20 protein-coding genes are annotated in these 23,513 nt (G+C 67.0%); 17 read left to right on the forward strand and 3 right to left on the reverse strand.

The window, feature by feature from the left end; translation table 11 throughout:
* Positions 1-29: 29 nt before the first annotated feature.
* The 9 genes from ACQR1Y_RS13930 to ACQR1Y_RS13970 all read left to right on the forward strand — a co-directional run bounded on the left by ACQR1Y_RS13930 (position 30) and on the right by ACQR1Y_RS13970 (position 9,586).
* Positions 30-725, forward strand: coding sequence for an RlmE family RNA methyltransferase (locus ACQR1Y_RS13930; RefSeq protein WP_434876840.1), 696 nt, complete (start codon positions 30-32; stop codon positions 723-725).
* A gap of 103 nt (positions 726-828) precedes the next feature.
* The gene (locus ACQR1Y_RS13935; RefSeq protein WP_434857495.1) at positions 829-1,107 is read left to right on the forward strand and encodes a DUF3551 domain-containing protein; all 279 of its coding nucleotides are present in this window, start codon (positions 829-831) and stop codon (positions 1,105-1,107) included.
* A gap of 80 nt (positions 1,108-1,187) precedes the next feature.
* Entirely contained in the window at positions 1,188-1,550 is a 363-nt protein-coding gene (locus ACQR1Y_RS13940; RefSeq protein ID WP_434876841.1) for a hypothetical protein, read from the forward strand.
* 226 nt (positions 1,551-1,776) lie between these two features.
* On the forward strand, positions 1,777-2,700 hold the full coding sequence (locus ACQR1Y_RS13945) for a Bug family tripartite tricarboxylate transporter substrate binding protein (RefSeq protein WP_434857805.1): 924 nt from the start codon (positions 1,777-1,779) through the stop codon (positions 2,698-2,700).
* Positions 2,697-3,230 (forward strand): tripartite tricarboxylate transporter TctB family protein, encoded by a 534-nt coding sequence (locus tag ACQR1Y_RS13950; RefSeq protein WP_434876842.1) that lies wholly within the window; start codon positions 2,697-2,699, stop codon positions 3,228-3,230. Before ACQR1Y_RS13945 ends, ACQR1Y_RS13950 begins: the two co-directional genes overlap by 4 nt.
* Positions 3,230-4,729 carry a tripartite tricarboxylate transporter permease gene (locus ACQR1Y_RS13955; protein ID WP_434876843.1) on the forward strand — a complete coding sequence of 500 codons (1,500 nt, stop codon included), beginning with the start codon at positions 3,230-3,232 and terminating at the stop codon, positions 4,727-4,729. The genes ACQR1Y_RS13950 and ACQR1Y_RS13955 overlap by 1 nt, the downstream gene beginning before the upstream one ends.
* Positions 4,730-4,929: 200 nt before the next feature.
* Positions 4,930-6,405, forward strand: coding sequence for an HlyD family secretion protein (locus ACQR1Y_RS13960; protein WP_434876844.1), 1,476 nt, complete (start codon positions 4,930-4,932; stop codon positions 6,403-6,405).
* Entirely contained in the window at positions 6,402-7,619 is a 1,218-nt protein-coding gene (locus tag ACQR1Y_RS13965) for a hypothetical protein (RefSeq protein WP_434876845.1), read from the forward strand. Before ACQR1Y_RS13960 ends, ACQR1Y_RS13965 begins: the two co-directional genes overlap by 4 nt.
* Positions 7,619-9,586, forward strand: coding sequence for a glycosyltransferase family 2 protein (locus tag ACQR1Y_RS13970; RefSeq protein ID WP_434876846.1), 1,968 nt, complete (start codon positions 7,619-7,621; stop codon positions 9,584-9,586). The genes ACQR1Y_RS13965 and ACQR1Y_RS13970 overlap by 1 nt, the downstream gene beginning before the upstream one ends.
* Before the next feature lie 442 nt (positions 9,587-10,028).
* On the opposite strand, the gene ACQR1Y_RS13975 is transcribed toward ACQR1Y_RS13970, so the two are convergent.
* Positions 10,029-10,541, reverse strand: coding sequence for a DUF1003 domain-containing protein (locus tag ACQR1Y_RS13975; RefSeq protein ID WP_434876847.1), 513 nt, complete (start codon positions 10,539-10,541; stop codon positions 10,029-10,031).
* 322 nt (positions 10,542-10,863) lie between these two features.
* Here ACQR1Y_RS13975 and ACQR1Y_RS13980 point away from each other — a divergent pair, with 322 nt between their 5' ends.
* Complete coding sequence (locus ACQR1Y_RS13980; protein WP_434876848.1) at positions 10,864-11,877, forward strand: acyltransferase family protein; 1,014 nt, start codon at positions 10,864-10,866, stop codon at positions 11,875-11,877.
* Here ACQR1Y_RS13980 and ACQR1Y_RS13985 read toward each other — a convergent pair.
* Positions 11,862-13,082, reverse strand: coding sequence for an O-antigen ligase family protein (locus tag ACQR1Y_RS13985; RefSeq protein WP_434876849.1), 1,221 nt, complete (start codon positions 13,080-13,082; stop codon positions 11,862-11,864). The genes ACQR1Y_RS13980 and ACQR1Y_RS13985 overlap by 16 nt on opposite strands.
* Before the next feature lie 506 nt (positions 13,083-13,588).
* Here ACQR1Y_RS13985 and ACQR1Y_RS13990 point away from each other — a divergent pair.
* The gene (locus ACQR1Y_RS13990; RefSeq protein ID WP_434876850.1) at positions 13,589-14,761 is read left to right on the forward strand and encodes a sialate O-acetylesterase; all 1,173 of its coding nucleotides are present in this window, start codon (positions 13,589-13,591) and stop codon (positions 14,759-14,761) included.
* A gap of 10 nt (positions 14,762-14,771) precedes the next feature.
* On the opposite strand, the gene ACQR1Y_RS13995 is transcribed toward ACQR1Y_RS13990, so the two are convergent.
* Positions 14,772-16,259, reverse strand: a complete 1,488-nt coding sequence (locus tag ACQR1Y_RS13995) for a DHA2 family efflux MFS transporter permease subunit (protein WP_434857484.1) — start codon at positions 16,257-16,259, stop codon at positions 14,772-14,774.
* A 135-nt stretch (positions 16,260-16,394) separates the two neighbouring features.
* Between ACQR1Y_RS13995 and ACQR1Y_RS14000 the strand changes: the two genes are divergently transcribed.
* The 6 genes from ACQR1Y_RS14000 (at position 16,395) to guaA (ending at position 23,446) form a co-directional block, all read left to right on the forward strand.
* Positions 16,395-16,643, forward strand: a complete 249-nt coding sequence (locus ACQR1Y_RS14000; RefSeq protein ID WP_009030401.1) for a hypothetical protein — start codon at positions 16,395-16,397, stop codon at positions 16,641-16,643.
* Positions 16,644-16,894: 251 nt separating this feature from the next.
* Entirely contained in the window at positions 16,895-18,382 is a 1,488-nt protein-coding gene (guaB, locus tag ACQR1Y_RS14005; RefSeq protein WP_434876851.1) for an IMP dehydrogenase, read from the forward strand.
* Positions 18,383-18,567: 185 nt separating this feature from the next.
* On the forward strand, positions 18,568-19,590 hold the full coding sequence (locus tag ACQR1Y_RS14010; protein ID WP_434876852.1) for an NADP-dependent oxidoreductase: 1,023 nt from the start codon (positions 18,568-18,570) through the stop codon (positions 19,588-19,590).
* 153 nt (positions 19,591-19,743) lie between these two features.
* Positions 19,744-20,076, forward strand: a complete 333-nt coding sequence (locus tag ACQR1Y_RS14015; RefSeq protein WP_434876853.1) for an MAPEG family protein — start codon at positions 19,744-19,746, stop codon at positions 20,074-20,076.
* A 14-nt stretch (positions 20,077-20,090) separates the two neighbouring features.
* Positions 20,091-21,389, forward strand: coding sequence for an RsmB/NOP family class I SAM-dependent RNA methyltransferase (locus tag ACQR1Y_RS14020; RefSeq protein ID WP_434876854.1), 1,299 nt, complete (start codon positions 20,091-20,093; stop codon positions 21,387-21,389).
* Between the two features lie 452 nt (positions 21,390-21,841).
* Positions 21,842-23,446 (forward strand): glutamine-hydrolyzing GMP synthase, encoded by a 1,605-nt coding sequence (guaA, locus tag ACQR1Y_RS14025; RefSeq protein ID WP_434876855.1) that lies wholly within the window; start codon positions 21,842-21,844, stop codon positions 23,444-23,446.
* Positions 23,447-23,513 lie beyond the last annotated feature (67 nt).

A 23,513-nucleotide genomic window follows, 5' to 3' on the forward strand; every position in this document is an offset into this window, starting at 1 on the left:
GCGGTCCCGGAATGACTTCCGAGATCAAGATGGCAAAAGACACCACCGGCCGCATGCATGTGCAGGTCAAGACCGGGGGCAAGCGCAAGCTGTCCTCGAAACTCTGGCTGGAGCGCCAGCTCAACGATCCCTATGTCGCGCAGGCCAAGCGCGACGGCTATCGCTCGCGCGCGACTTACAAGCTGCTCGAGATCGACGACAAGTATCATATGCTCAAGCCCGGCATGACCGTGGTCGATCTAGGCGCCGCACCTGGCGGCTGGAGCCAGATCGCGGCGCGCCGGGTCGGCGCCGAGGCGGGGAAGGGCAAGGTGATCGCGATCGATCTCCTCGAGATGGGCGAGATCCCGGGCGTCACCTTCACCCAGCTCGACTTCCATGCCGAGGATGCCCCGGAGAAGCTGCGTGAAATGATCGGCGGCCGCGCCGATGTCGTGATGTCGGACATGGCGGCCAACACCACCGGCCATCGCAAGACCGACCAGCTGCGCATCGTCGGCCTCGTGGAACTCGCCGCGCATTTCGCCGGCGAGGTGCTCAAGCCCGGCGGCAGCTTCCTCGCCAAGACGTTCCAGAGCGGCGCCGATGCCGAGCTGCTGGCCCAGCTCAAGCGCGATTACGCCAGCGTGCGTCACGTCAAGCCGGCCGCGAGCCGGCAGGATTCGTCGGAACGCTACGTGCTGGCGATGGGGTTCCGCGGCGGAGAGCCGACGGACCTGTTGTAATGGCGTCATTGCGACGGCCACGCCCTGGGGATACAGAGCAGGTGCAATGTCTGGTCTCGGGAATCGGCTTTGGGCCGGCGAGACCGAATTCCGGAGATCCTGCATGCGTGTCCTGAACTGGAGCGTCCTCGCGCTGGGTTTGATGGTCGGGGTCGCCGTGTCGGACGCGGCACAAGCCCAGGCGTACGATCCGCGCTATCCCGTGTGCATGAAGGTCTATGAAGGCGGCCGGTTCGGCGGCGGCGAGTGGATCGACTGCAGCTATACGTCGTTGCCGCAATGTCGCGCGACGGCCTCCGGCCGCTCGGCAATGTGCGACCTCAATCCGTTCTACGCGCCGCCGCCGCGTCCGCCGCGTCGCGCGCACCGGCGTCATCATTGAAATCTTCGGTGACGCAACGGCCATTGCCGTGCCGTGATCGCGTCGAATAGTTGAGACACACCATCCAGCAGGCTGCCGCCATGTCGTACCGTTCCATCCTCGCGATCGCGACGCTCCTGCTGCTGGTGCCCGCGATCGCGTTCGCCGCACCGTCGCACAAGCGCAAGGCGCAGCGCTGGCAGGGCTATGGCTTCCTGCCCGGCTACAGGCAGCCGCCCAACAACAGCCTCCCGCTCTACGCAGACAAGGAGGCGATGCGCAACGGGCCGCCGCGTGGCAGCCGCCGGAACTGGTACATCGACGGCACGCCGAAATACATGCTGTACAACGGCGAGTGGCACTATTTCGGCCGTCCCGGCTTCTACCGCGGCCAATACAATGGCGGCAGCTTCGGGCCGTGCTGGACGCGAACGCCGATCGGCATGATCTGGACCTGCGGCTAGCGTCACGAGGGCAGCCCCTACGTGCGCTTCGCTGCAGGCGCACAGGCGGGGTGAGCCGGTGCCGACGTGCGCGACGACCGATCCTGTCTGGACAGGGGCGGCTTTTCCCGCTGATATGCCGCGCATGAGAGGCAAGAGAAGAAACGCGAGCCGCTGGTTCGGCCCATCCCGGAGGACTGCTTTGACATCGTTCCGTACGCGCCTGTTCGGCGCCGCCGTCGCGCTGATGACCCTTGCCGGTGCGCCGGTCTCCGCCCAGCAACTCGAGCTCAAGGTGATGGCGCCCGCGGCGCCCGGCGGCGGCTGGGACCAGACCGCGCGCGCGATGCAGCAGGCCTTCGTCGCGTCGGGCGTGGCGCGCAGTGTGCAGGTCACCAATGTGGCGGGTGCGGGCGGCACGGTCGGCATCGCGCAGTTCGTCAACGGCGCCAAGGGTGACGGCAACCAGCTGATGGTCAACGGCTTCGTCATGGTCGGCGCGCTCGCCATGAACAAGTCGCCGGTGACCCTGGAGCAGGTGACGCCGATCGCGCGGCTGACCGAGGAGATCCAGGTCATCGTCGTGCCTGCGAACTCGCCGATCAAGACCGCGCAGGACCTCGCGGCGGCCTTGAAGGCTGACATCGCCAAGGTGACCTTTGCCGGCGGTTCGGCCGGCGGCGTCGATCACGTGATGGCGGCTTTGTTTGCAGGCACCGTCGGGGCCGATGCGAAGAAGGTGAACTACATCCCGTTCTCCGGCGGCGGCGAGTCTCTCGCCGCGATCCTCGGCGGCAAGGTCACCGCGGGCATTTCCGGCCTGTCCGAATATGACGGGCAGATCAAGAGCGGCAAGCTGCGCGCGATCGGCGTGTCCTCGGAGAACCGCATTCCCGGCGTCGACATCCCGACCTTCAAGGAGCAGGGCATCGACCTCGTGCTCGCCAATTGGCGCTCGGTCGTGGCGGCGCCCGGTATCACGCCGGAGCAGAAGAAGACGCTGAGCGAGGCCGTCGAGAAGATGGTGAAGTCGGATGCGTGGAAGGACATCCTGAAGCAGAAGGGCTGGGATGACGCCTATCTCGCGGGTGACGCCTTCGCCGACTTCCTGAAGAAGGAGAACGTCCGCGTCACCGACGTGTTGAAGTCGGTCGGCCTCGTCAAGTCATGACGGACAGCGCCGGCACGGAGACGTCCCCGCGAGGTGTCGACAAGTCTGGCATCGAAAAGGCTGGCATCGACAAGGCCGGCATCGACAAGGCCGGCATCGTCATTGCGGCCTTGCTGGCCGCCGTCGCGCTGGTGCTGGTCTACGACGCCAACCAGATCCCGGCGACGACGATGTACGGCATGGGGCCGCAGGTCATGCCGGTCGTGATCGCGATCGGGCTCGGCATTCTCGCGCTGGCCAATCTGATCGACGCCATCAGGGGCAAACTGCCGCCGCGCGAGAGCGCGGATCCGGTCGCGGTGCTGCTGATCCTCGTCGGTCTCGCTCTGCTGATTGCCATCATCGGTTTCGGCGGCGGCTTCATCCTCGCCACGACGGCGCTGTTCGTCACGACATCGGCGGCGTTCGGCCGCCGCGCCTTTATCACTGATCTCGTCATCGGCGCGCTGCTGACGACCTTGATCTACATGGCTTTCGATCGTCTGCTCACCCTGAGTCTCCCCGCCGGTCCGCTCGAAAGACTGCTCTGATGGACACCTTCGCCGCGCTCGCGCATGGGATGGCGATCGCCGTCCAGCCCATGAACCTGCTCTATGCGCTGATCGGCGTCTTCCTCGGCACCGCCGTCGGCGTGCTGCCGGGCATCGGCCCGGCGCTCACCGTCGCGCTGCTGTTGCCGGTCACCTACAAGCTCGATCCCGGCGGTTCACTGATCATGTTCGCCGGCATCTATTACGGCGGCATGTATGGCGGCTCGACCACCGCGATCCTGATCAACACCCCCGGCGAGAGCGCCTCGATGGCGACCGCGCTCGAGGGCAACAAGATGGCCAAGGCGGGTCGCGGCGGCCCGGCGCTGGCGACCTCGGCGATCGGCTCCTTTGTCGCGGGCACGATCGCGACCATCGGCTTGGCTTTCCTGTCGCCCTATCTCGTCGACATCGCCGTGCGCTTCGGCCCCGAGGATTACTTCGCGCTGATGTGCGTCGCCTTCATCACGGTCTCCGCAACGTTCGGCGACTCGCCGATCCGCGGCCTCACCAGCCTGTTCATCGGCCTGACGCTTGGCCTCGTCGGCATCGACAAGCTGACGGGACAGGCGCGGCTCGCCTTCGGCGTGCCCGAGCTGCTGGATGGCGTCGAGGTGACGACCTTGGCGGTCGGCCTGTTCGCGGTCGGCGAGGCGCTCTACGTCGCTTCGCGGCGGCATCACACCGAGGAGAAGATCGAGGCCGTCAAAGGATCGCTGTGGATGACGCGTGAGGACTGGAAGCGCTCCTGGAAGCCGTGGCTGCGCGGCACGGCGTTCGGCTTCCCGATCGGGGCGCTGCCGGCCGGCGGGGCTGAAATTCCGACCTTCCTGTCGTATTCGACCGAGCGGCGTTTGACCAAATATCCTGATGAGTTCGGCAAGGGCGCGATCGAGGGCGTCGCTGGTCCGGAGGCTGCGAACAACGCCTCCGCCGCCGGCACGCTGGTGCCATTGCTGACGCTCGGCCTGCCGACATCCGCGACGGCGGCGATGATGCTCGCCGGCTTCCAGCAATATGGCCTCAACCCGGGACCGCTGCTGTTCGCCGAACGCCCCGATCTCGTCTGGGGCCTGATCGCGAGCCTGTTCATCGCCAACACGATGCTGCTGGTGCTGAACCTGCCGCTGGTCGGTCTGTGGGTGCGGCTGCTGAAGATCCCGACGCCCTGGCTGTACGCCGGCATTCTCGTGTTCGCGACCATGGGCACAATCGCGGCCAAGCCGTCGGTGGTGGAGTTGTCGATGCTGGCGGGCTTCGGCGTGCTCGGTTTCCTGATGCGCCGCTTCGATTTTCCGATCGCGCCCGTCGTCGTCGGCCTGATCCTTGGCCCGATCGCCGAGAGCCAGTTGCGCCGCGCGCTGGCGATCAGCCTCGGCGACCCCATGACCCTGCTGCAATCTCCGATCTCCGCGACGTTGTTAGTTGTCGCGCTGATCGCACTCGTCGCGCCTTTCATCTTGAAGGGACTCGGACGCTTCAAGGCGAATGAGGATTGAGTGTGGCGCGGCCAGCAGGAACCGCGCCATTGCAGTGCAACATAACGTGACCGGGAGAAGGGACGAACATCGGACCCGGCTTGAAACGATGTCCGCGTGATCTGGTTTGCGCTTCAACCATCGAGACCGAGGCTTGGAACCTCGGATCAACTGGAGGAGGCGTCTTTCGGGGCGTGTCACCCCAAACCGAAAGAGACCCGATGACCGATCGCTTCGATGACGGTTTCAAGCCGGCCGCCGCACCTCCTCGATCCGCGCAGACGACACCGGCGCGTCCGCCGCGGCACCCCGTGATCCTGCGCGCCTCCGCCATCGGCGTCGCCGGCATCCTGTCGGCGCTGATGCTGACGGCGGTGGTGCCGCCGATCGTCGCCGACCAGTCCGACCGGGCCGTCGTCGACGCCCCCGTCATGCTGCTGACCTCGCCAATCGCGGGCCAGGTCGACACGCTCACCGCGAAGCAGGGCGGCGAGGTGAACGCCGGGGATCGCCTGGCGGAGATCACCAATCCGCGGCTCGACCGCACCACGCTGATCTCGCTGGAGGAGAAGGCGGGAGACGCGCGCCAGAAGCTCGACGCCACCCGTGCGAAACATCAATCCGACATCAGCTATGTCGGCTCGCTCGACCAGGAGATCGCGAGCCAAGCCGAGCAGTTGAAGGCGCAGTTGCAGTCGCAGATCGAGGAACTCCGCGCACGCGTGGCGCAGTCCAACGCGCAGAGCAGCGAGAAGAAGGCGATCGTCGACCGGCAGAACCGCATGGTCGCGCGCGACGCCGCCAGCCTCGACATGGTCAAACCGACCGAGCAGCAATATGCGGCGGCGCTGCACGACACCGACGCGCAGAATGCGAAACTGAACCAGAAGCTGACGCAGCTGAAGGCGCTGAACGCCGGCATCTATGTCGGCGAGGATCTGGTCGCGCTCAACATGCTTGCGCAGAAGCGCCGCGACATCGATCTCGATGCCCGGCGCATGGAGATCGAGGAGAAGCAGCAATCCGCCGTGCTCGGCGACCTCGAAGGCCTGATCAAGTCCGAGCGCGCGCGGCTGGCAAGGCTCGCGTCCGCCGACGTATTGTCGCCCGGTCCCGGCAAGGTGCTGGCGGTCGGCGCCGACACTGGACGCCACGTCAGCGCGGGCGATACGATCGCTTCCGTCGTCGATTGCGACAAGCGCTTCGTCGTCGCGATCTTCTCCTATCGGCAGGGTGAAGCGATGAAGCCGGGCACCAAGGTGCGGATCGATGGCGGCGGCTTCCACAGCGGCACCGTCAGCGCCGTGCTGCCGAAGACAAGCGACAAGGTCGACGAGCGCTTCGCCGTGCCGTTTCCGCAGACCGAGCGGCGCGAGCTCTATGTGATGATCACGCCGGATGCGGCCGAGGACATGCCTGCAGCGCAGCCGGCTTCCGCCGCGACGCCGGCCTGCACGGTCGGGCAGTGGGTGACCGTGACCCGCGACAACGGCATCGTACCGTCGATGTCGGTGACCTGGCGGCGGCTCGGCCACCTGGTGGCCTCGCTTACCGATCTTGATCCGTCCGAGCCGGATGAAGCCATACGGCGGGCCGGCGTCACCAAGCTCGACTCCGCCTTGCGGTCGCAACCGGTTCAACCGCCTGAGCTGGACGAGCACTGGCTTCCGGCGGCGCATGCGGGGTCTGCGCAATGAGGCTCGCATCCATGGTCATCATCGCGACGGCGCTGCTCGGCAGCGTCATGCCGCTGCGCGCCGAAACGCCTTTATGCGCAGGACTTGCACAGGCCGTGGGGCCAAAGCTCGCCGGTCATGATGCGGCATTCATCCGCTCCTACGAGCCGGGTGCCGATGAGGAGGGGCTGCCGCTCGGCCTCTCGACGACGGCCTTCACCTATGACAACGCGCTGGCGGCGATCGCGCTCGTCGCGTGCGGGCACGTCAACGAAGCTCGCGTGATCGGCAATGCGCTGGTGCACGCGGCCGGCAACGATCGCAGCTTCCAGGACGGCCGTCTCCGCAACGCCTATCGCGCCGGTCCCGTCGGCGCCGGCGCCGCGCTGCTGCCGGGGTGGTGGGATCACCAGAACAACATCTGGGGCGAGGACCCCGCGCAGGACGGCACCGCGACCGGCAATGTCGCCTGGGCGGCGCTGGCGCTGCTGACGCTGCATGAGGCGACCGAAGAGGCAGCCTATCTGTCGAGCGCGCGTCGGCTGATGGACTGGATCATCGTCAACGCGAGCCACGGGACAGACGGTTTCAGCGGCGGCTTCCACGGCTACGATCCGCAGCAGGTGCGCCTCACCTGGATGTCGACCGAGCACAATGCCGACGTCTACGCGGTGGCGTCGTGGCTGCATCGTCTCACGTCCGAGCCGCGCTATCGGGACGCCGCGCTGACGGCGCGACGGCTGCTCGATCGCAGCTTCCGCGGCGATCACTTCCTGCTCGGCACCAAGCCCGACGGCAGCCTTGCCGATGCCAATCTGCTGGCGCTCGACGTGCAGCTCTGGCCGTGGATGGCCGTGCCCGATGCGCCCGCCTGGCGCAAGGCGCTCGGCTTCGCCGAAAGCAAGCTCGCGGTGGATGGCGGTTTCGACTTCAACGGCGATCGCGACGGCGTCTGGGTCGAGGGCACCGCACAGGCCGCGCTGGCTTATCGCATGGTCGGAAACGCCGCGGCGAGCGAGCGGCTTGTCGCGGGATTGCGAGCCGACCGGACGGCGACGGGACTGCTGAATGCGACGCGCAACGCGCGCCTCACCACCGGGCTGTCGATCGATCCGACGGGCGCGACCACCATCCAGGACTTCTTCTACTACAAGCGGCCGCATCTCGGCGCCACCGCGTGGGCCGTGCTCGCCGAGACCGGCTGGAATCCGTTCACCGGCGCGAAGGTGCCCTGATGTTTCCGACCGCCAGCAATGCACCGTCGGTCCTGTCGACCGACCTCGGCGTCCTGCTCGGGCTCCTCGTCATGGCCCGGCTGCTCGACCCGACGCGGCTCCGCGACCGCGTCCTGTTCGGCGCCACCACGGCCTCGTTCCTGCTGATTTACACGCTGTGGCGCTGGCACGACACGCTGCCGGCGTTCGATCTGACCTTGCAGGCGCTGTGGCCGCGATTGTTCATCACGCTGGAGATCATTGCGATCACCTACACGCTGATGTCGATCCTGATCCTCACCCGCAGCGTCGACCGCTCGGGGCAGGCCGATGCCGCGCAGCGCGCGCTGGCTGAGCGGGGCGAGCAGCCGGCCGTCGACATCTTCATCTGCACCTATGACGAGCCGATGGAGATCGTGGAGCGCTCGATCCTCGCCGCGCTGGCGCTCGACTACCGCAGCAAGACGGTCTGGGTGCTCGACGACACACGCCGCGACTGGCTGCGCGCGTTCTGCGACGAGGTCGGCGCGCGTCATCTGACGCGACCCGACAACAAGGGTGCCAAGGCCGGCAATCTCAACAACGCGCTCGCAGCCACAGGGCAGGAGTCGAACGCGCCTGTCATTCTCGTGCTCGACGCCGACTTCGCGCCGCGCCGCGATTTCCTGCAGCGCACGGTGGGCCTGCTGCTGTCCGAGCCGGACATCGCCGTCGTGCAGACGCCGCAGTTCTACTACAACCCGGATCCGATCCAGCACAATCTGCTGGCATCGGGCCATTGGGTCGACGACCAGCGCTTCTTCTTCGACGTGTTCCAGCCGGCCAAGGATGCGTGGGGCTGCGCGTTCTGCGTCGGCACGTCTTTCGTCGTGCGCCGCGAGCGGCTCGTGGAGATCGGCGGCTTCCCGCATGCGGCGATCTCCGAGGATCTCAATCTCACCTACACGCTGCTCAAGCGTGGCTTCCGTACGGTCTGGCTCAACGAGCCGCTCAGCTTCGGCCTGTCGGCGGAAGGCGTGCCAGAATACATCACCCAGCGCGCGCGCTGGTGCCTGGGCACGATCCAGGTCGCGCTGCTGCGCGACGGTCCGATGCGCAGCCGCGGCTACAGCTTCACCCAGCGCTGGCACTTCCTGCATGGCGTGCTCAACTGGCTGTGCAAGCCGTTCATGGTGCTGCTCCTGATCGCGCCGCCGATCTATTGGTTCGCAGGGGTGCCGGCGTTCGAGGCCGACTATCTCTCGTTCCTGCGCTACGGCGTGCCCGCGTTGCTCGGCACCATCATCTACATGGGCTGGATCTCGCGGTCCAAGACGTTGCCGCTGTTCATGGAGGCGACGCACGCGGTGACGTGTTTCGCCATCACGGCGACCCTGGTCAGCGCGGCGATCCGGCCGTTCGGCCGCCCGTTCAAGGTCACCGACAAGGGTGGCGACCGCTCCCAGCCGCGCGTGCATGGCAAGCTCGCCGCGATCTTCGGGCTGATTGCCGCGAGCTCGGCGGCGGCCATCGTCTGGGCCTTCGTATCGCCGAATGCCGCGAGCGAGATCTCGTCGATCGACTATTTCAACCTGCTGTGGGCCGGCATTGCGATGCTCATTTCCTTCATCGCGTTCCTCGTCTGCTTCGAGCTGCCGCGGGCTGAAGATCTGTTTCCGACGGACGAGGCAGGGTGGCTAGCACGCGGTGGCGAGGTCGTACCGTGTCGCGTCGAGGCGCTCTCGCTGTCGTCTGCGCGCGTGACTGGCTCGCGCCGTTGCAGTCCGGGAAGCGCGATGCCCGTCCATCTCGACGGTCTCGGCTGGATCGATGCCTCCGTCGAGGCTGTGTCGAAGACGTTGACGCACCTTCGCCTGCAGCCAACCGAAGCGCAGCGACGCCAGCTCGTGGTTCGCCTGTTCAGCTCCTCCTGCGGCGTCATCAGCGGTCGCGCCCGCCTGCGCGGCGCCCTCGCAGGTCTCGCCCGCCGTGGCTTCTTGGGACGGTGATAAGGCCACACCTCGCTCACGTGCATCCGCTGCCGTAGGGGGGCAAAGCGGCCGCCACAGGCGGCGGCGTGCCCACCGTCGATCCGCGCAGGCCGAGGGAGTCGGTGGGCACGGCGCCACCGCGAGCTCACATCAAGGACACAGCACGGCAGCGCCTTTGCCCACCCTACGCGCTACACGCCGCGGAATCATAGCGGGAGAGCACGCAATCTCTTCTCTGGTCATTCCGGGGGGCGCATAGCGCCAGCCCGGAATCCATAACCACAGGCCGTCATGTGACGAGGATCAGGGCCACAGCGATCTCATGACCAGCCGTGGTTATGGATTCCGGGCTCGTGCTCCACGTGAGGCTGACGAGCGTCGGCCTCACGCTCCGCCCGCCCCGGAATGACGGTGGAGAGAGACGAGCGTATAAACTCAGCGCAGAGCTCTCGGACGCGTATCACCGTTGCGCTTCCTCGATCTTGTCGAGCACGCGTTCCGGCGCGATGTCCTTGGACGCGTCGCGCAGCTCGGGCTTGGCGTCCGGCTCGATGCCCATCTGCTTCGCCATCTGGTTCAGGAGCGTCACGACTTGCGTCAGCTCGTGCTCCGTCAGCAGGCTGATCTGGAGATCGAGGTCGGCGCGCTTGTCGGCCTCGCCGGCCATCCGGTTCTGCGAGATCAGCACGAAGGTCGACAGGAAGATCGCCTCGACCGAGGCGATCTCGTCCCAGGCGGGCACGCCGGGGATGAAATGCAGATTGGCGATGATCCAGAAGCCGAAGCCCAACAGATGCAGGTACACGAAGGTCATCGACCCCGTGAACCGCGTGATGGCGTCGGCAACCTTCTGCTGCGCGGTCGCCTCGGTCCGCTCGCGCTTGCGGCGGTCGACCAGCGCCTGAATGTTGCGTTCGAGGGCGGGAGTAAGCCCCGGGCCGGGTGCGGGATCGGGTGCGAGTTCTCGGGTCATGGCGGGGCAACGAGGCGCGCCCAGGACCGTTCCCGCAAGGAACGCCCCGCTTCGTGAGGCAACTTGGCCGGCCCGAGCGGATGGCCCGTCTCGCGCTCTCAGGAATGGGCGAACAGCGGCTTATGATTAATTAAGACTAACATTCGAATGCGCCACGTCTCGGCTGGAAGTGACGGCACAGCAAAGCCCGGTGCGGTATGTAAAGATGAGACGGAATACCGCGCGGGCGTCGCAGGGATGATGGACCGGACGCGCTGCGCGAGGGCAGGGCCTGTCGGGCATGGATGCTGGAACGAAGAGGGCGTCGGCTGACACCACGCGCATGGTGTGGATCGATTGCGCGCGCGGCATCGGCGTGATCCTGGTCGTCTACGGTCATGTGCTCGGCGGCCTGGTACGCCCAGGCATCTTTCCGGACGGCGCGCTGGCGCGCTGGATGGACTACACGCTCTACACGTTCCACATGCCGCTGTTCTTTTTCCTGGCCGGCCTGAATGTGCAGCACAGCCTGCGGAAGGGCGCGCGCTCCTTCCTCGAAGCCAAGCTCTGGACCATCGCCTATCCCTACGTGCTGTGGTCGCTGATCCAGGGCGGGACCACGATGCTGCTGGCGCGGGATGCCAACATTCCGATCCATCCCAGCGATCTCGCTGCGATCTGGTATCGCCCGATCGCGCAGTTCTGGTTTCTCTACGCACTGATGCTCTGCCATTTGATCGCGGTGCTCGTCCCGTCACGGACGGCGCTGGTTTCACTGGCGGTCGCCGGCTTCGCGATTTTCCTCATGCTTCCTGTCCGGCCGGATCTCGCGTTGACCTTGCATCACCTGCCGTTCTATGTCGCCGGCCTGTACGGCGCCCGCCTGATGGCGGAATGGCGCCCGCGGGGCTGGCCGCTGCTGATCATGATCACCGCAGCGTTCGCCGCCGCGGTGGCGCTCGGCGGGGAGCTGTCCGGCATGGACGCCAACGGCCTCGCCTCGCTGCCGGCCTGCGTGCTCGGAATCGCCGGCATGGTCGTGCTGTGCCGGCTGCTCGACCCCACTCGTCACCGCTGGCTCGCCGCCGTGGGCGTCGCGTCGATGACGATCTATGTGCTGCACATCCTCGCCGGCTCGGGCCTGCGCATCATCATGCTCAAGGCGCACATCCCGACCTGGCCCTGGCTCTATCTGTTGGCCGGAACCGCGGCGGGTGTCGTGCTTCCTCTGATCGCCCATGTGGTCCTGCAGCGACTGCATCTGCTCGCGCTGGTTGGACTTGCGGCGCCTGCCAGGCGCAAGGCGCGATCTGCGGCGATCGCGCCGCGTGTCGCGTCCGATCAGGCCCCGGTCTGATGCTGCTGTCGGCCGACGGCGGGCTGGGACTGGCCGGCCGTCTGGTCGCTCGGGCAGGCCATCGCGACCAGCATCCAGAACAGCGCCGACACTTCGCCCGAGGAGATGCTGGTGAGCGGCAGCTGGATCAAGAGCGCGCTGATGGCGAGCGCGCCGAGCACGACGCCCTCGCGCGTCGGCAGCCGCCAGGCGGCGCCGGTGGCCGTGAGACCAACCCAGATGTAGGCCGCGAGGCAGATCAGCCCGACCGGGATGCCCATCGTCACCCAGCTTGCGATGATCTGCCCGTCGATCGGCATCGTGCCGGCGACCCCGACGTCCAGGATGGTGAAGCCCGATCCCAGAACCATGCTGTTCGGTGCATTCCACAGCGTCACGAACTCTTCGAGCCGCTCGCTGCCGCTGCTGTCCTGCGAGACGCTGCCGAGCGACTCCAGACGGGAGGTGATGACGTCCGCGAATGGCGTGAACAGCACGGTCACGACCACCGCGGCCAGCAGTCCGAGCGTCAGCGATGCGGAGCGCATTCGCGTGGCGGGAAAGAACAGGCAGAACAAGACGCCCACGGCGAGCGTGATCCAGCTGGTGCGATAGAGCGACAGCAGCAGGCCGAGCGCCGCCGGCGCCATCACGGCCATGGCCAGCCATCCCGGCCGCAGGAAGCCGACCAGCAGCAGGCCGGTGGCCGTGAAGGTCGCATAGCTGGCTGGACCGTTCATCGTGCTGAATACGCGCACCATATAGGGCAGCGGATAGCCGGCCGAGGTGATGCTGGCATTCACCATCCAGAACCGGTCCCAGTCCTGCGGATCGACATATTGCCAGATGCCGTAGAGCCCTGTGAGTGGCAGGACCAGCATGAACGCGCGCGTGATCGCGTCGATCAGGACGGTGTCGGATCTTGCCTGCTGCTGCAGCGCGATCGCATAGAGCACCGGCGCGGCCCATTTCATTCCGCCATTGGCGGCGTTGAACCAGTCGTTCTGGAACATCGACAGCGCGCCGCCGTAGAGGATGCAGGCCAGGATGATGAGCGGCGGCACCAGCCACGGATTGCGCGAAGCGGCCTTGTCCGCCGGCGAGAGGACGAGGCTCGGGATCGGCGCGAGGATGAACAGCAGGGGACCGCTCAGCATGATGCCCGAGGAGTCGAAGCCCGCGGAGACGTCGACCAGGCGACGCACGAACGGGGCAAAGGCAAACATGAGGATCGCCGACTGGACGTGAGCCGCGGCGTTGCGGCGCCATGCAAACCAACCCGTGAGGGGGCAGCCGAGGATGAAGACCGGTCGCACCAATCCGCCGAGGGCAGGGACAGCGAGGATTGTTCCCGCCAGCAGAAGCGCGGTCGGCCAGCAATCCATTGCCATGGCGGCGAGCGGCCGCGCGTCGATTCGGCTTTCCTTCATGGCAGCGGACTATAATGGAAAAGCCTGTTTGCGACCTGTCTCCGCGAGCGAGCGCGTCCAATGGTCCTGCGTCACCACCCCGGTCATTCCGGGGCAAGGCCGCCGGCCTTGAACCCGGAATCTCGAGATTGTCTTGCGTCCACCATGTCGAGATTCCCGGTTCAATTCTCAACGCGCAGCCGCGTCGCGGTTGCGCATTGAGAATTGCCCCGGAATGACGGTGGATGACGTGATCGTCCAATTCCTTGTTACATAGCCAAACTCTCCTCGTTGATGGGCTGGAGCCGATGCGAAGCGTATCGATGTCAATCGTTGCCGGTCTGTGGTTGCTCTGCTGGGCCGTCCCAGCCGACGCTGCGGAAGTGCTGCCGCCGCGCGATCTCTGCCTGCCGACCACCTCGGCCAAGTCGCGCGACGGCAACTGCGTATCCTGCGCCGTGGGCGCGATCTCGACACGACCGAGCTTTCAGGCCCTGGTGGCGCAGGTGCGTGCGCGTGCCGCAGTCTTCGACGACATCGATCGGCGGATCGACGGCGCGAGCGACGATCCCGAGGTGCAGAACCTGCTGAAGGGGCGCAATCTCGCGCAGGTGCTCTACGGGTCGGACGCGGATTTCATCGCGGGTGGAAATGCATCGCGCTGTCTGCTGCCGGACAATGAGGAGGCGCGCAGCCAGGCCACGCCGGTTCCCTGCGAATCCATTCCGCGCGACGGGCTCGTGGTGCTGCTGACCGCAGGGCAATCGAACATCGCCAACAACGGTGCGCCGGATCGGAGCGGCAAGCTCTATCAGCCGCGTCACCGGTTCTATAATTTCGACCGGTTCGACGGCCGCTGCTACGTGGCGCGCAATCCCTTGCTCGGAACCACGAGCGACGGAGAGAACGTCGCCACCCGGCTCGGGGACGAACTGATTGATCGCGGGCTTGCGAAGACCGTCGTGATTGCGCCTGCCGCGATCGGCGGCACCTATGTGGAGGAATGGCGCGCCCGCGGCGGCAAATATTTCGAGGTGCTGCTGTCGACCCTTGCCGGGCTGCGCGACGTGGGTCTCGAGCCGAGCGCGGTGCTCTGGCATCAGGGCGAAGGTAATGCCTTTGCGTTCGCGACCAACGGGGCGGAGGACGGCACGCACTTGCAGGTGACCGCGAAGATGAAGGAGGCGGCACGGCTGTCCTACCTGCGCAATGATCTCGAGATCATTGCGGGCCTGCGCGCCGCCGACGTGACCGCGCCGATCTTCGTGGCCAAGGCGACGCTCTGCGGCACCATTCCTGACGAGATCATCCGTTCCGCGCAGGCCGCCGTGCCGAACCCCTCGCTCGGGGTCTATCCCGGTCCGGACACCGACCAGATCGGGCTGCCGCTGCGCCACGACCGCTGTCACATGAGCCGCGCCGGCACCGAGCTGCACGCGAAGATGTGGGCCGATCGCCTGGCCGACTACTGGAAGTCCGCCCCGCGGAAGCCCTGAGCCGCGGCACTCAGCCGAGCTTCTGATCCCGCGCGTCGTGCGTGGTTTCGCTGGCCGATTTCGTCGCGGCCTTCTCGGCGCCTTTCTCGGCGCCCTTGCGGCTCGCGATCGCCGCGACCTTGCGGCCGGAGATCTCGCTGCCGGCATCATCCGGCATCTGCCAGAAGAAGAATGACGACAGCGCCGAGGTGATGGCGACGACGATGAAGGCCGGAGCGAAGGAGGTGGCGGTGAGCTCGCTCGCGCCATGCGCCCACATCGTGGTCTCCACCGAGAACGCGCCGACGGCGACGCCGGCGGAGATTGCGAGCTGCTGGTTGACGCTGGTGAGCGTGGTGGCGCGGCTCATCTGCGCGGTCTCGACCTCGGCATAGGCCACCGTGTTGATCGCAGTGAACTGCAGCGAGCGGAAGAAGCCGCCGACGAACAGGATGATGACGATCAGCAAGAGCGGCGTCGCCGGCGTGAACAGCGCGCAGGCGGCGAGGAAGACCGAGCTGACGACCGCGTTGACCGTCATGAGGTGACGGAAGCCGAAGGCCTTGATCAGCCGCGCCGCCAGCGCCTTCATGCCCATCGCGCCGGCCGAGGAGCCGAACGTCACGAGGCCGGACTGGAACGGCGACAGGCCAAAGCCGAGCTGCATCAGGAGCGGCAGCAGGAAGGGCAGGGCGCCGATGCCGAGCCGGAACATGAAGCCGCCGACGATCGAGGCCCGCAACGTCGGTAGCCGCAGCAGCGAGAAGTCGAGCACCGGCGAATTGGTCCGCCAGGAGTGGCGGACGTAGAGCGTCATCGAGATCGCGCCGATCGCGACGAGACTGCCGACCACCGACCACGGCAGCAGGTTGAGGCCGGCGACCGACAGGCCGAAGGCGAGGCCGGCCAGGCCGATGCCGGCGAGCACCATGCCGTAGAGATCGAACGGCTCTGGATTGTCGCTCTTGATCGGATCGATGAAGCGCAGCGCCATGATGATGCCGACGATGCCGATCGGGATGTTGATCAGGAAGATCCAGTGCCAGGAGAAATAGGTGGTGATGAAGCCGCCGACCGGCGGCCCGATCACGGGACCGATCAGCGCGGGGATGGTCACCCAGGCCATCGCGCCGACCAGCGCGCTCTTGTCGACGGAGCGCAGCAGGACGAGGCGGCCGACCGGCGTCATCATCGCGCCGCCCATGCCCTGCAGGATGCGCGCGAACACGAAGTTCTCGACGGAGTTGGCGAGCGCGCAGCCGATCGAGCCGATCATGAACACCGCGACGGCGCTCGAGAACACCCGCCGCGCGCCGAACCGGTCGGCGGTCCAGCCGCTCGCCGGGATGAACACCGCAAGCGACAGCAGGTAGGATGTGATCGCGAGCTTCAAGGTCAGCGGGCTGGTGCCGATATCCCTGGCGATCGCCGGCAGCGAGGTCGCGATCACCGTGGAGTCCATGTTCTCCATGAACAGGGCGGTGGCGACGATCAGCGGAATGATTCGTTGCTTGTTCATCGAATCCTGGGGAGGGGACAGAGGCGAGCCGGCGCCGGGGCTTTAACACCCTGCGACGAACGGGGCCATTGCGCTGCCGGCATGGCCCCCCAAATGCAGCGCGACGCTGTCGCGTCGCTGATTGGAGGTGTGCCGATGATCTACCTGCTCGCCGCTTTGGTGCCGCCGCTGGGTCTGCTGCTCAACGGGCAGCCGTTCGCGGCCATCTTCAACCTGCTGCTGTGTGTGGTCTGCCTGGTGCTCGGCCTGTTCTTCCACGTGCTGCTGCTGGTGCCCTCGGCGCACGCCCTGATTGCCGTGCACATGCGGCGGGAGGACCGGCGCCACCGCGAGGTGGTCGACGCCATCCGCCGCTACGGCCCGCCGCCGGGCGCCTGGCGCTAACGGCGGAATTTCTGCCCCGGAATCGGGGCTTTGGCGACGTTTTGTTGCGCATCAGGGGCCGATCCGGGCGGTCTTTCGCAATCGCGGGAGGAGGGCGGATCGGCCCTTTGATTCGTCACAGGCCCATGCTATCGACCCGCGTCAACCCCACCGATGGGCTCCGATTCGACGGCGAGGCATGGTCTCGACGGCGGCGCCGCTCATCCTTAGATCCCATCGCGGCCGTTACGGCCGCAGACAAGGAGTTGACGATGGCGACCGTCCAGACACTTCGCGAAGCCTTCACCTTCGACGACGTGCTCTTGAAGCCGGGCCTCTCCGATGTGCTTCCCTCCGAGGTCGACATCCGCTCGCGCGTAACGCGCGGGATCCCGCTGAACATTCCGATCATGGCGTCCGCCATGGATACCGTCACCGAGGCGCGCATGGCGATCGCCATGGCGCAGGCCGGCGGTGTCGGGGTGATCCACCGCAATTTCGATCCCGAAGGCCAGGCCGCCCAGGTGCGCCAGGTCAAGAAATTCGAATCCGGCATGGTGGTGAACCCGCTGACGATCTCGCCGGACGCGACGCTGGCCGACGCGCTGGCGCTGATGAAGGATTACGGCTTCTCCGGCATTCCCGTGGTGACCGGCGGGTCCAAAGGCATCCCCGGCAAGCTGGTTGGCATCCTCACCAACCGCGACGTGCGCTTCGCCACCGATCCGCGGCAGAAGATCTCCGAGCTGATGACGCACGAAAACCTCGTCACCGTGCGCGAGGGCGTCGGCCAGGACGAGGCCAAGAAGATCCTCCACAAGCACCGCATCGAGAAGCTGCTCGTCGTCGACGATCAGTATCGCTGCGTCGGCCTGATCACCGTCAAGGACATGGAGAAGGCGGTCGCGCATCCGCTCGCCTGCAAGGACGCGCAGGGGCGGCTCCGCGTCGCCGCCGCGACGACGGTGGGCGAGGGCGGCTTCGAGCGGACCGAGAAGCTGATCGAGGCCGGTGTCGACCTCGTCGTGGTCGACACCGCGCATGGCCATTCCTCGCGCGTGCTGGAGGCGGTCAACCGCATCAAGCGCATCTCCAACGCGGTGCAGGTGATCGCCGGCAACATCGCCACCCGCGACGGCGCGCAGGCGCTGATCGATGCCGGCGCCGACGCCGTCAAGGTCGGCATCGGCCCGGGCTCGATCTGCACCACCCGCATCGTCGCCGGCGTCGGCGTGCCGCAGCTCACCGCGATCATGGATGCGGTCGAAGCCGCCAAGAAGGCCGACGTGCCGGTCATCGCCGATGGCGGCATCAAGTTCTCCGGCGACCTCGCCAAGGCGCTCGCCGCCGGCGCCGATGTCGCCATGGTCGGCTCGCTGCTCGCCGGCACTGACGAGACCCCCGGCGAAGTGTTCCTGTGGCAGGGCCGCTCCTACAAGGCCTATCGCGGCATGGGCTCGGTCGGCGCGATGGCCCGCGGCTCGGCCGACCGCTACTTCCAGCAGGACATCAAGGACACCTTGAAGCTCGTGCCGGAGGGCATCGAGGGCCAGGTGCCGTACAAGGGCCCGGTCGGCAACGTCATGCACCAGCTCGCCGGCGGCCTGCGCGCCGCCATGGGCTATGTCGGCGCCAAGACGCTGGAAGACTTCCACGCCAAGGCCGAGTTCGTCCGCATCACCGGCGCTGGCCTGCGCGAAAGCCACGTCCACGACGTGACCATCACCCGCGAGAGCCCGAACTATCCGGGCGGGGCGTAGGCTCGACGGAGTTCGCGGCCGTCCTTCGAGACGCGCGCCCAAGTGGGCGCGCTCCTCAGGACGAGGAGTCTTGGCGCAGCGAAGCTTTCAACCCTCATGGTGAGGAGCGCCGCCTCTTGCGGCGCGTCTCGAACCATGAGGCCACCAAATCTGCCGATCACAACCAACAAAGAAGAGGAAACACCATGTCCCAAGCCAAGCGCATCGTTCTGGCCGCGCGTCCCGTCGGAGAGCCCAAGCCCAGTGACTTCCGCCTCGAGGATTACGCCGTGCCGACGCCCGGCACCGGCGAGGTGCTGCTGCGCACGATCTGGCTGTCGCTCGATCCCTACATGCGGGGGCGGATGAGCGACGGGCCGTCCTATGCGCAGCCGGTGCCGGTCGGCGGCGTCATGGAGGCGGGGACCGTGTGCGAGGTGGTCGCCTCCAACAATCCCGGCTTCAAGCCCGGCGACATCGTGCTGGCCCGCGCCGGCTGGCAGACGCATGCGATCTCCGACGGCCGCGGTCTCGCCAAGGTCGACCCGGGCCTCGCCCCGATCTCGACCGCCGTGGGCGTGCTCGGCATGCCCGGCATGACCGCCTACACGGGTCTCCTTGACATCGGCCAGCCCAAGGCCGGCGAGACCGTGGTGGTCGCCGCCGCCTCCGGCGCGGTCGGCTCTGCGGTCGGGCAGATCGCCAAGATCAAGGGCGCCCGCGCCATCGGCATCGCCGGCGGCAAGGACAAATGCGACTACGTGAAGTCCGAGTTCGGCTTCGACGACTGCCTCGACCATCGCGATCCCGATCTCGCCGCCAAGCTGAAAGAGGCCTGCCCGAAGGGCATCGACGTCTACTTCGAGAATGTCGGCGGCCCGGTGTTCGAGGCGGTGTTCCCGCTGTTCAACGCCTTCGCCCGCATGCCCGTCTGCGGCCTGATCGCGCATTACAACGACACCCAGTCGGCCTCGCCGAAATGGGCCGGCGCGCTGATGCGCAATGTGCTGACCAAGCGGCTCCTGATCCGCGGCTTCATCGTCTCCGACTTCGCCTCCCGCCACGGCGACTTCCTGAAGGACATGTCGGCCTGGGTCCGCGACGGCAAGGTCAAGTACAAGGAGCACGTCACCGAGGGCCTGGAGAACGCGCCCGACGCGTTCATGGGCCTGCTCAAGGGCGCCAATTTCGGCAAGCAGCTGGTGCGGGTCGGGCCCGACAAGGCCTAAGTCCAAGGCCTGAGCCACACTTGATGTGAAAGTTCAGCGCGACCGCAAAATCACGGGAACCACAGCCCCTTATCGGGAGTCCTGAGGGAACCGGTTCATCCAGGAGGGCCCGGCACCACGCCGGGCCTTCGTCATTCCAAAGGGGGATTTTCGATGTCGCTGCCCATGGTGCTGCTGCCCGTCTTCGTCGAGGTCGCGCTGACCTTCGCGCTGCTGTTCTGGAATAGGAAGCGCGGCCAAGCCACGGACGCCGCCGACGAATTCGGCCTGCCGACCCTGTTCTACGCCCTGATCGCGATTGCGCTGCCGCTGCGCCATGCCGATCTGGTGATCGTGCTGCTGTCCTGGGTGTTCGTCGTCACCCGCTTCGTCAATGCCGGCTTCATCAGCGGGGCAGACAAGCGCTCTCTGGCCTGGACCGCCTCGGCGCTGGTGCTGCTGGCGATGTGGCTGTATTTCGCCCTGAAGATGCTTCTCCTGATCTAGAACGGAATACCGTAATGACCCCCGCCGCCCGGCTGTCCGCCGCCATCGACATCATCGAATCCATCGAGGCCAACAGGGCACCGGCGGCCAAGGCGCTGAAGGATTGGGGCACCAGCCACCGCTTCGCCGGCTCCGGCGACCGCGCCGCCATCGCCGGGCTGGTCTGGGACGTGCTCCGCCGCCGCGCCTCCAGCGCTTACGTGATGGAGGACGACACCGCGCGGGCGCGGGTGCTCGGCATGCTCAAGCTCGAGCGCGGGCTGGACGTGCCGACCATCGCCGCGATGTGCGACGGCAGTCGCTTCGCGCCGCCGCCTCTCTCAGTGCAAGAGGAAAAGGTGCTGGCCTCGCGCACCACCGAGGGCGCGCCGCCGCCTGTCGCCGGCGACTATCCCGACTGGCTCGACCCGTATCTCGCCGCCGTGTTCGGCGACGACCGCGTCGCGGAGGCCATGGCGATGGCCAGCCGCGCGCCGCTCGATTTGCGCGTCAATTCGCTGAAGGCCAAGCGCGAGAAGGTGCAGGCCTCGCTGAAGCATCTCGGCGCTCAGCCGACGCCTTGGTCGCCGCTCGGCCTGCGCATCACGCTCGGCGCCGACGCCCGCAATCCCGGCATTCATGCCGAGGAGGATTTCATCAAGGGCGCGATCGAGGTCCAGGACGAGGGCTCGCAGCTCGCGGCGCTGTTCACCGCGGCCAAGCCCGGCGAGCAGGTCATCGATCTCTGCGCCGGCGCCGGCGGCAAGACCCTGGCCTTGGCCGCGATGATGCAGGGCAAGGGCCGCCTGATCGCCACCGACGCCGACAAGCGCCAGCTCGCCCCGATCCACGAGCGCCTGTCGCGCGCCGGCGTCCACAACGCCGAGATCCGCACGCCCAAAGGCGATGCCGACCCGCTCGCCGACATCAAGGCCTCCGCTGATTTGGTCGTCATCGACGCCCCCTGCACGGGCACCGGCACCTGGCGTCGCAACCCCGACGCCAAATGGCGCATGCGCCCCGGCGCGCTGGAGATCCGGTTGAAGGACCAGGCCGAGGTGCTGGAGCGGGCCGCAGGTCTGGTCAAGCCGGGCGGCCGCATCGCCTACATCACCTGCTCGGTGCTCCAGCCGGAGAACGGTGACCAGGTGCGGGCGTTCGTCTCCCGCCACCCCGAATTCACCATCCAGCCCCCCGATCAGACCGCCACCGTCCTCTGGGACAAGGCCGAGGCCTTCGCCGAGGCCGCGCTGCAGACCCCGGAAGGCTGGCTGATGACCCCCCGCCGCACCGGGACGGACGGGTTTTTCGTGTCGGTGCTGAAGAAGGCCTAAGCCCATCCGCCGTCCGCCGGTTCCTCCGCGGTCAAGCTCTCTCCGCCGTCATTGCGAGCGAAGCGAAGCAATCCAGGGGCTCGGGTGGGACTCTGGATTGCTTCGCTTCGCTCGCAATGACGGGGAGGGCGACCGTGCCCCCACCGCGGCGCCGCTGAATCTGATCCGCGTCTGAGCCGAGCGGGCGCCCCACGCACACTGCGCTCCTCCCCCCTTGTGGGGGAGGGTTGGGGAGGGGGGTACCCAGCAAAGACTGCCGCCGGGGACCCCCACCCCCAACCCGTCCCCGCCTAGCGAAGCTTCGCTTCGCGCGGGGGGGAGGGGAGCCTACTGCGCCCGGCGCAATGGCGTTGCCGCCCGCTGCCAAGGATGTCGTCATTCCCTGGGAATCACCGCCTCACACGCCCGTTCCAAGGGTTGCGGGACTCGTGCTCTCGGCGTAATTCCTTGCCATGACAGCCCAGCCCAACACCCCGACCGCCGCCGCCACCGACACCTCCGTGGCCGCGCTCCACGACAAGATCCTGATCGTCGATTTCGGCAGCCAGGTCACGCAGCTGATCGCGCGCCGGGTGCGCGAGGACGGCGTGTATTGCGAGATCGTGCCGTTCCAGAAGGCGGAGGCCGCCTTCCGGCAGATGAACCCGAAGGCCGTGATCCTCTCCGGCGGCCCCGAATCCGTCCACGAGGAAGGCTCGCCGCGCGCCCCGCAACTGATCTTCGACAGCGGCGTCCCGGTGATGGGCATCTGCTACGGCCAGATGACGATGGCCGCCCAGCTCGGCGGCACCGTCGAGGGCGGCCACCATCGCGAGTTCGGCCGCGCCGACGTCGAGGTGAAGACTTCGAGCCTGCTATTCGACGGCGTCTGGCAGCCGGGCGAGCAGCACCAGGTGTGGATGAGCCATGGCGACCGCATCACCCAGATGCCGCCGGGCTTCTCGGTCGCCGGCGTCTCGCCGAACGCGCCGTTTGCCGTGATCCAGGACGAGACACGCAAGTATTACGGCCTGATGTTCCACCCCGAAGTGGTGCACACGCCGGACGGCGCCAAGCTGATCCGCAACTTCGTCCGCAACATCGCCGGCCTCGGCGGCGACTGGACCATGCACGCCTTCCGCGAGGAGGAGATCAAGAAGATCCGCGCCCAGGTCGGCAAAGGCAAGGTGATCTGCGGCCTCTCCGGCGGCGTCGATTCCGCCGTCGCCGCGGTGCTGATCCACGAGGCGATCGGCGACCAGCTCACCTGCGTGTTCGTCGATCACGGCCTGCTCAGGCTCAACGAGGCCGAGACCGTCGTCGATCTCTTCCGGCACCACTACAACATCCCGCTGGTGCATGTGGACGCCTCGAAGCTATTCCTCGGCGAGCTCGCCGGGGTCACTGATCCGGAAGCGAAGCGCAAGACCATCGGACGCCTCTTCATCGACGTGTTCGAGGCGGAAGCGAAGAAGATCGGCGGCGCCGATTTCCTGGCGCAGGGCACGCTCTATCCCGACGTGATCGAGAGCGTCTCCTTCACCGGCGGCCCCTCGGTGACGATCAAGTCGCACCACAATGTCGGCGGCCTGCCGGCCCGCATGAACATGAAGCTGGTCGAGCCGTTGCGCGAATTGTTCAAGGACGAGGTCCGCGTGCTCGGCCGCGAGCTCGGCCTGCCCGACGTCTTCGTCGGCCGCCACCCGTTCCCGGGCCCCGGCCTGGCCATCCGCTGCCCCGGCGAGATCACGGTCGACAAGCTCGACATCCTCCGCAAGGCCGACGCCATCTACATCGACGAGATCCGCAAGGCCGGCCTCTACGACACCATCTGGCAGGCTTTTGCGGTGCTGCTCCCCGTCAAGACCGTCGGCGTCATGGGCGACGGCCGCACCTACGACTACGTCGTCGGCCTGCGCGCCGTCACCTCGACGGACGGCATGACGGCGGACTTCTATCCGTTCGATATGAAGTTCTTAGGGAACACCGCCACGCGCATCATCAATGAGGTGAAGGGCGTGAACCGGGTGGTGTACGACGTGACGAGCAAGCCGCCGGGGACGATCGAGTGGGAGTAGGATAAGACTTCATCGGAGTCGCGCTCAGGTCAACGTCTTACACGCGCCTGAGCCGTAAGAAGGCAAG

The sequence above is a fragment of the Bradyrhizobium sp. HKCCYLRH3099 genome (genome assembly GCF_051167855.1).
Taxonomy (GTDB): domain Bacteria; phylum Pseudomonadota; class Alphaproteobacteria; order Rhizobiales; family Xanthobacteraceae; genus Bradyrhizobium.

Bases quoted from the DNA above. Each gene is read 5' to 3' on its own strand.
- ACQR1Y_RS13930 (WP_434876840.1), top strand. From the start codon at position 30: ATGGCAAAAGACACCACCGGCCGCATGCATGTGCAGGTCAAGACCGGG.
- ACQR1Y_RS13935 (WP_434857495.1), top strand. From the start codon at position 829: ATGCGTGTCCTGAACTGGAGCGTCCTCGCGCTGGGTTTGATGGTCGGG.
- ACQR1Y_RS13940 (WP_434876841.1), top strand. From the start codon at position 1,188: ATGTCGTACCGTTCCATCCTCGCGATCGCGACGCTCCTGCTGCTGGTG.
- ACQR1Y_RS13945 (WP_434857805.1), top strand. From the start codon at position 1,777: ATGACCCTTGCCGGTGCGCCGGTCTCCGCCCAGCAACTCGAGCTCAAG.
- ACQR1Y_RS13950 (WP_434876842.1), top strand. From the start codon at position 2,697: ATGACGGACAGCGCCGGCACGGAGACGTCCCCGCGAGGTGTCGACAAG.
- ACQR1Y_RS13955 (WP_434876843.1), top strand. From the start codon at position 3,230: ATGGACACCTTCGCCGCGCTCGCGCATGGGATGGCGATCGCCGTCCAG.
- ACQR1Y_RS13960 (WP_434876844.1), top strand. From the start codon at position 4,930: ATGACCGATCGCTTCGATGACGGTTTCAAGCCGGCCGCCGCACCTCCT.
- ACQR1Y_RS13965 (WP_434876845.1), top strand. From the start codon at position 6,402: ATGAGGCTCGCATCCATGGTCATCATCGCGACGGCGCTGCTCGGCAGC.
- ACQR1Y_RS13970 (WP_434876846.1), top strand. From the start codon at position 7,619: ATGTTTCCGACCGCCAGCAATGCACCGTCGGTCCTGTCGACCGACCTC.
- ACQR1Y_RS13975 (WP_434876847.1), bottom strand. From the start codon at position 10,541: ATGACCCGAGAACTCGCACCCGATCCCGCACCCGGCCCGGGGCTTACT.
- ACQR1Y_RS13980 (WP_434876848.1), top strand. From the start codon at position 10,864: ATGGTGTGGATCGATTGCGCGCGCGGCATCGGCGTGATCCTGGTCGTC.
- ACQR1Y_RS13985 (WP_434876849.1), bottom strand. From the start codon at position 13,082: ATGTTTGCCTTTGCCCCGTTCGTGCGTCGCCTGGTCGACGTCTCCGCG.
- ACQR1Y_RS13990 (WP_434876850.1), top strand. From the start codon at position 13,589: ATGTCAATCGTTGCCGGTCTGTGGTTGCTCTGCTGGGCCGTCCCAGCC.
- ACQR1Y_RS13995 (WP_434857484.1), bottom strand. From the start codon at position 16,259: ATGAACAAGCAACGAATCATTCCGCTGATCGTCGCCACCGCCCTGTTC.
- ACQR1Y_RS14000 (WP_009030401.1), top strand. From the start codon at position 16,395: ATGATCTACCTGCTCGCCGCTTTGGTGCCGCCGCTGGGTCTGCTGCTC.
- guaB (WP_434876851.1), top strand. From the start codon at position 16,895: ATGGCGACCGTCCAGACACTTCGCGAAGCCTTCACCTTCGACGACGTG.
- ACQR1Y_RS14010 (WP_434876852.1), top strand. From the start codon at position 18,568: ATGTCCCAAGCCAAGCGCATCGTTCTGGCCGCGCGTCCCGTCGGAGAG.
- ACQR1Y_RS14015 (WP_434876853.1), top strand. From the start codon at position 19,744: ATGTCGCTGCCCATGGTGCTGCTGCCCGTCTTCGTCGAGGTCGCGCTG.
- ACQR1Y_RS14020 (WP_434876854.1), top strand. From the start codon at position 20,091: ATGACCCCCGCCGCCCGGCTGTCCGCCGCCATCGACATCATCGAATCC.
- guaA (WP_434876855.1), top strand. From the start codon at position 21,842: ATGACAGCCCAGCCCAACACCCCGACCGCCGCCGCCACCGACACCTCC.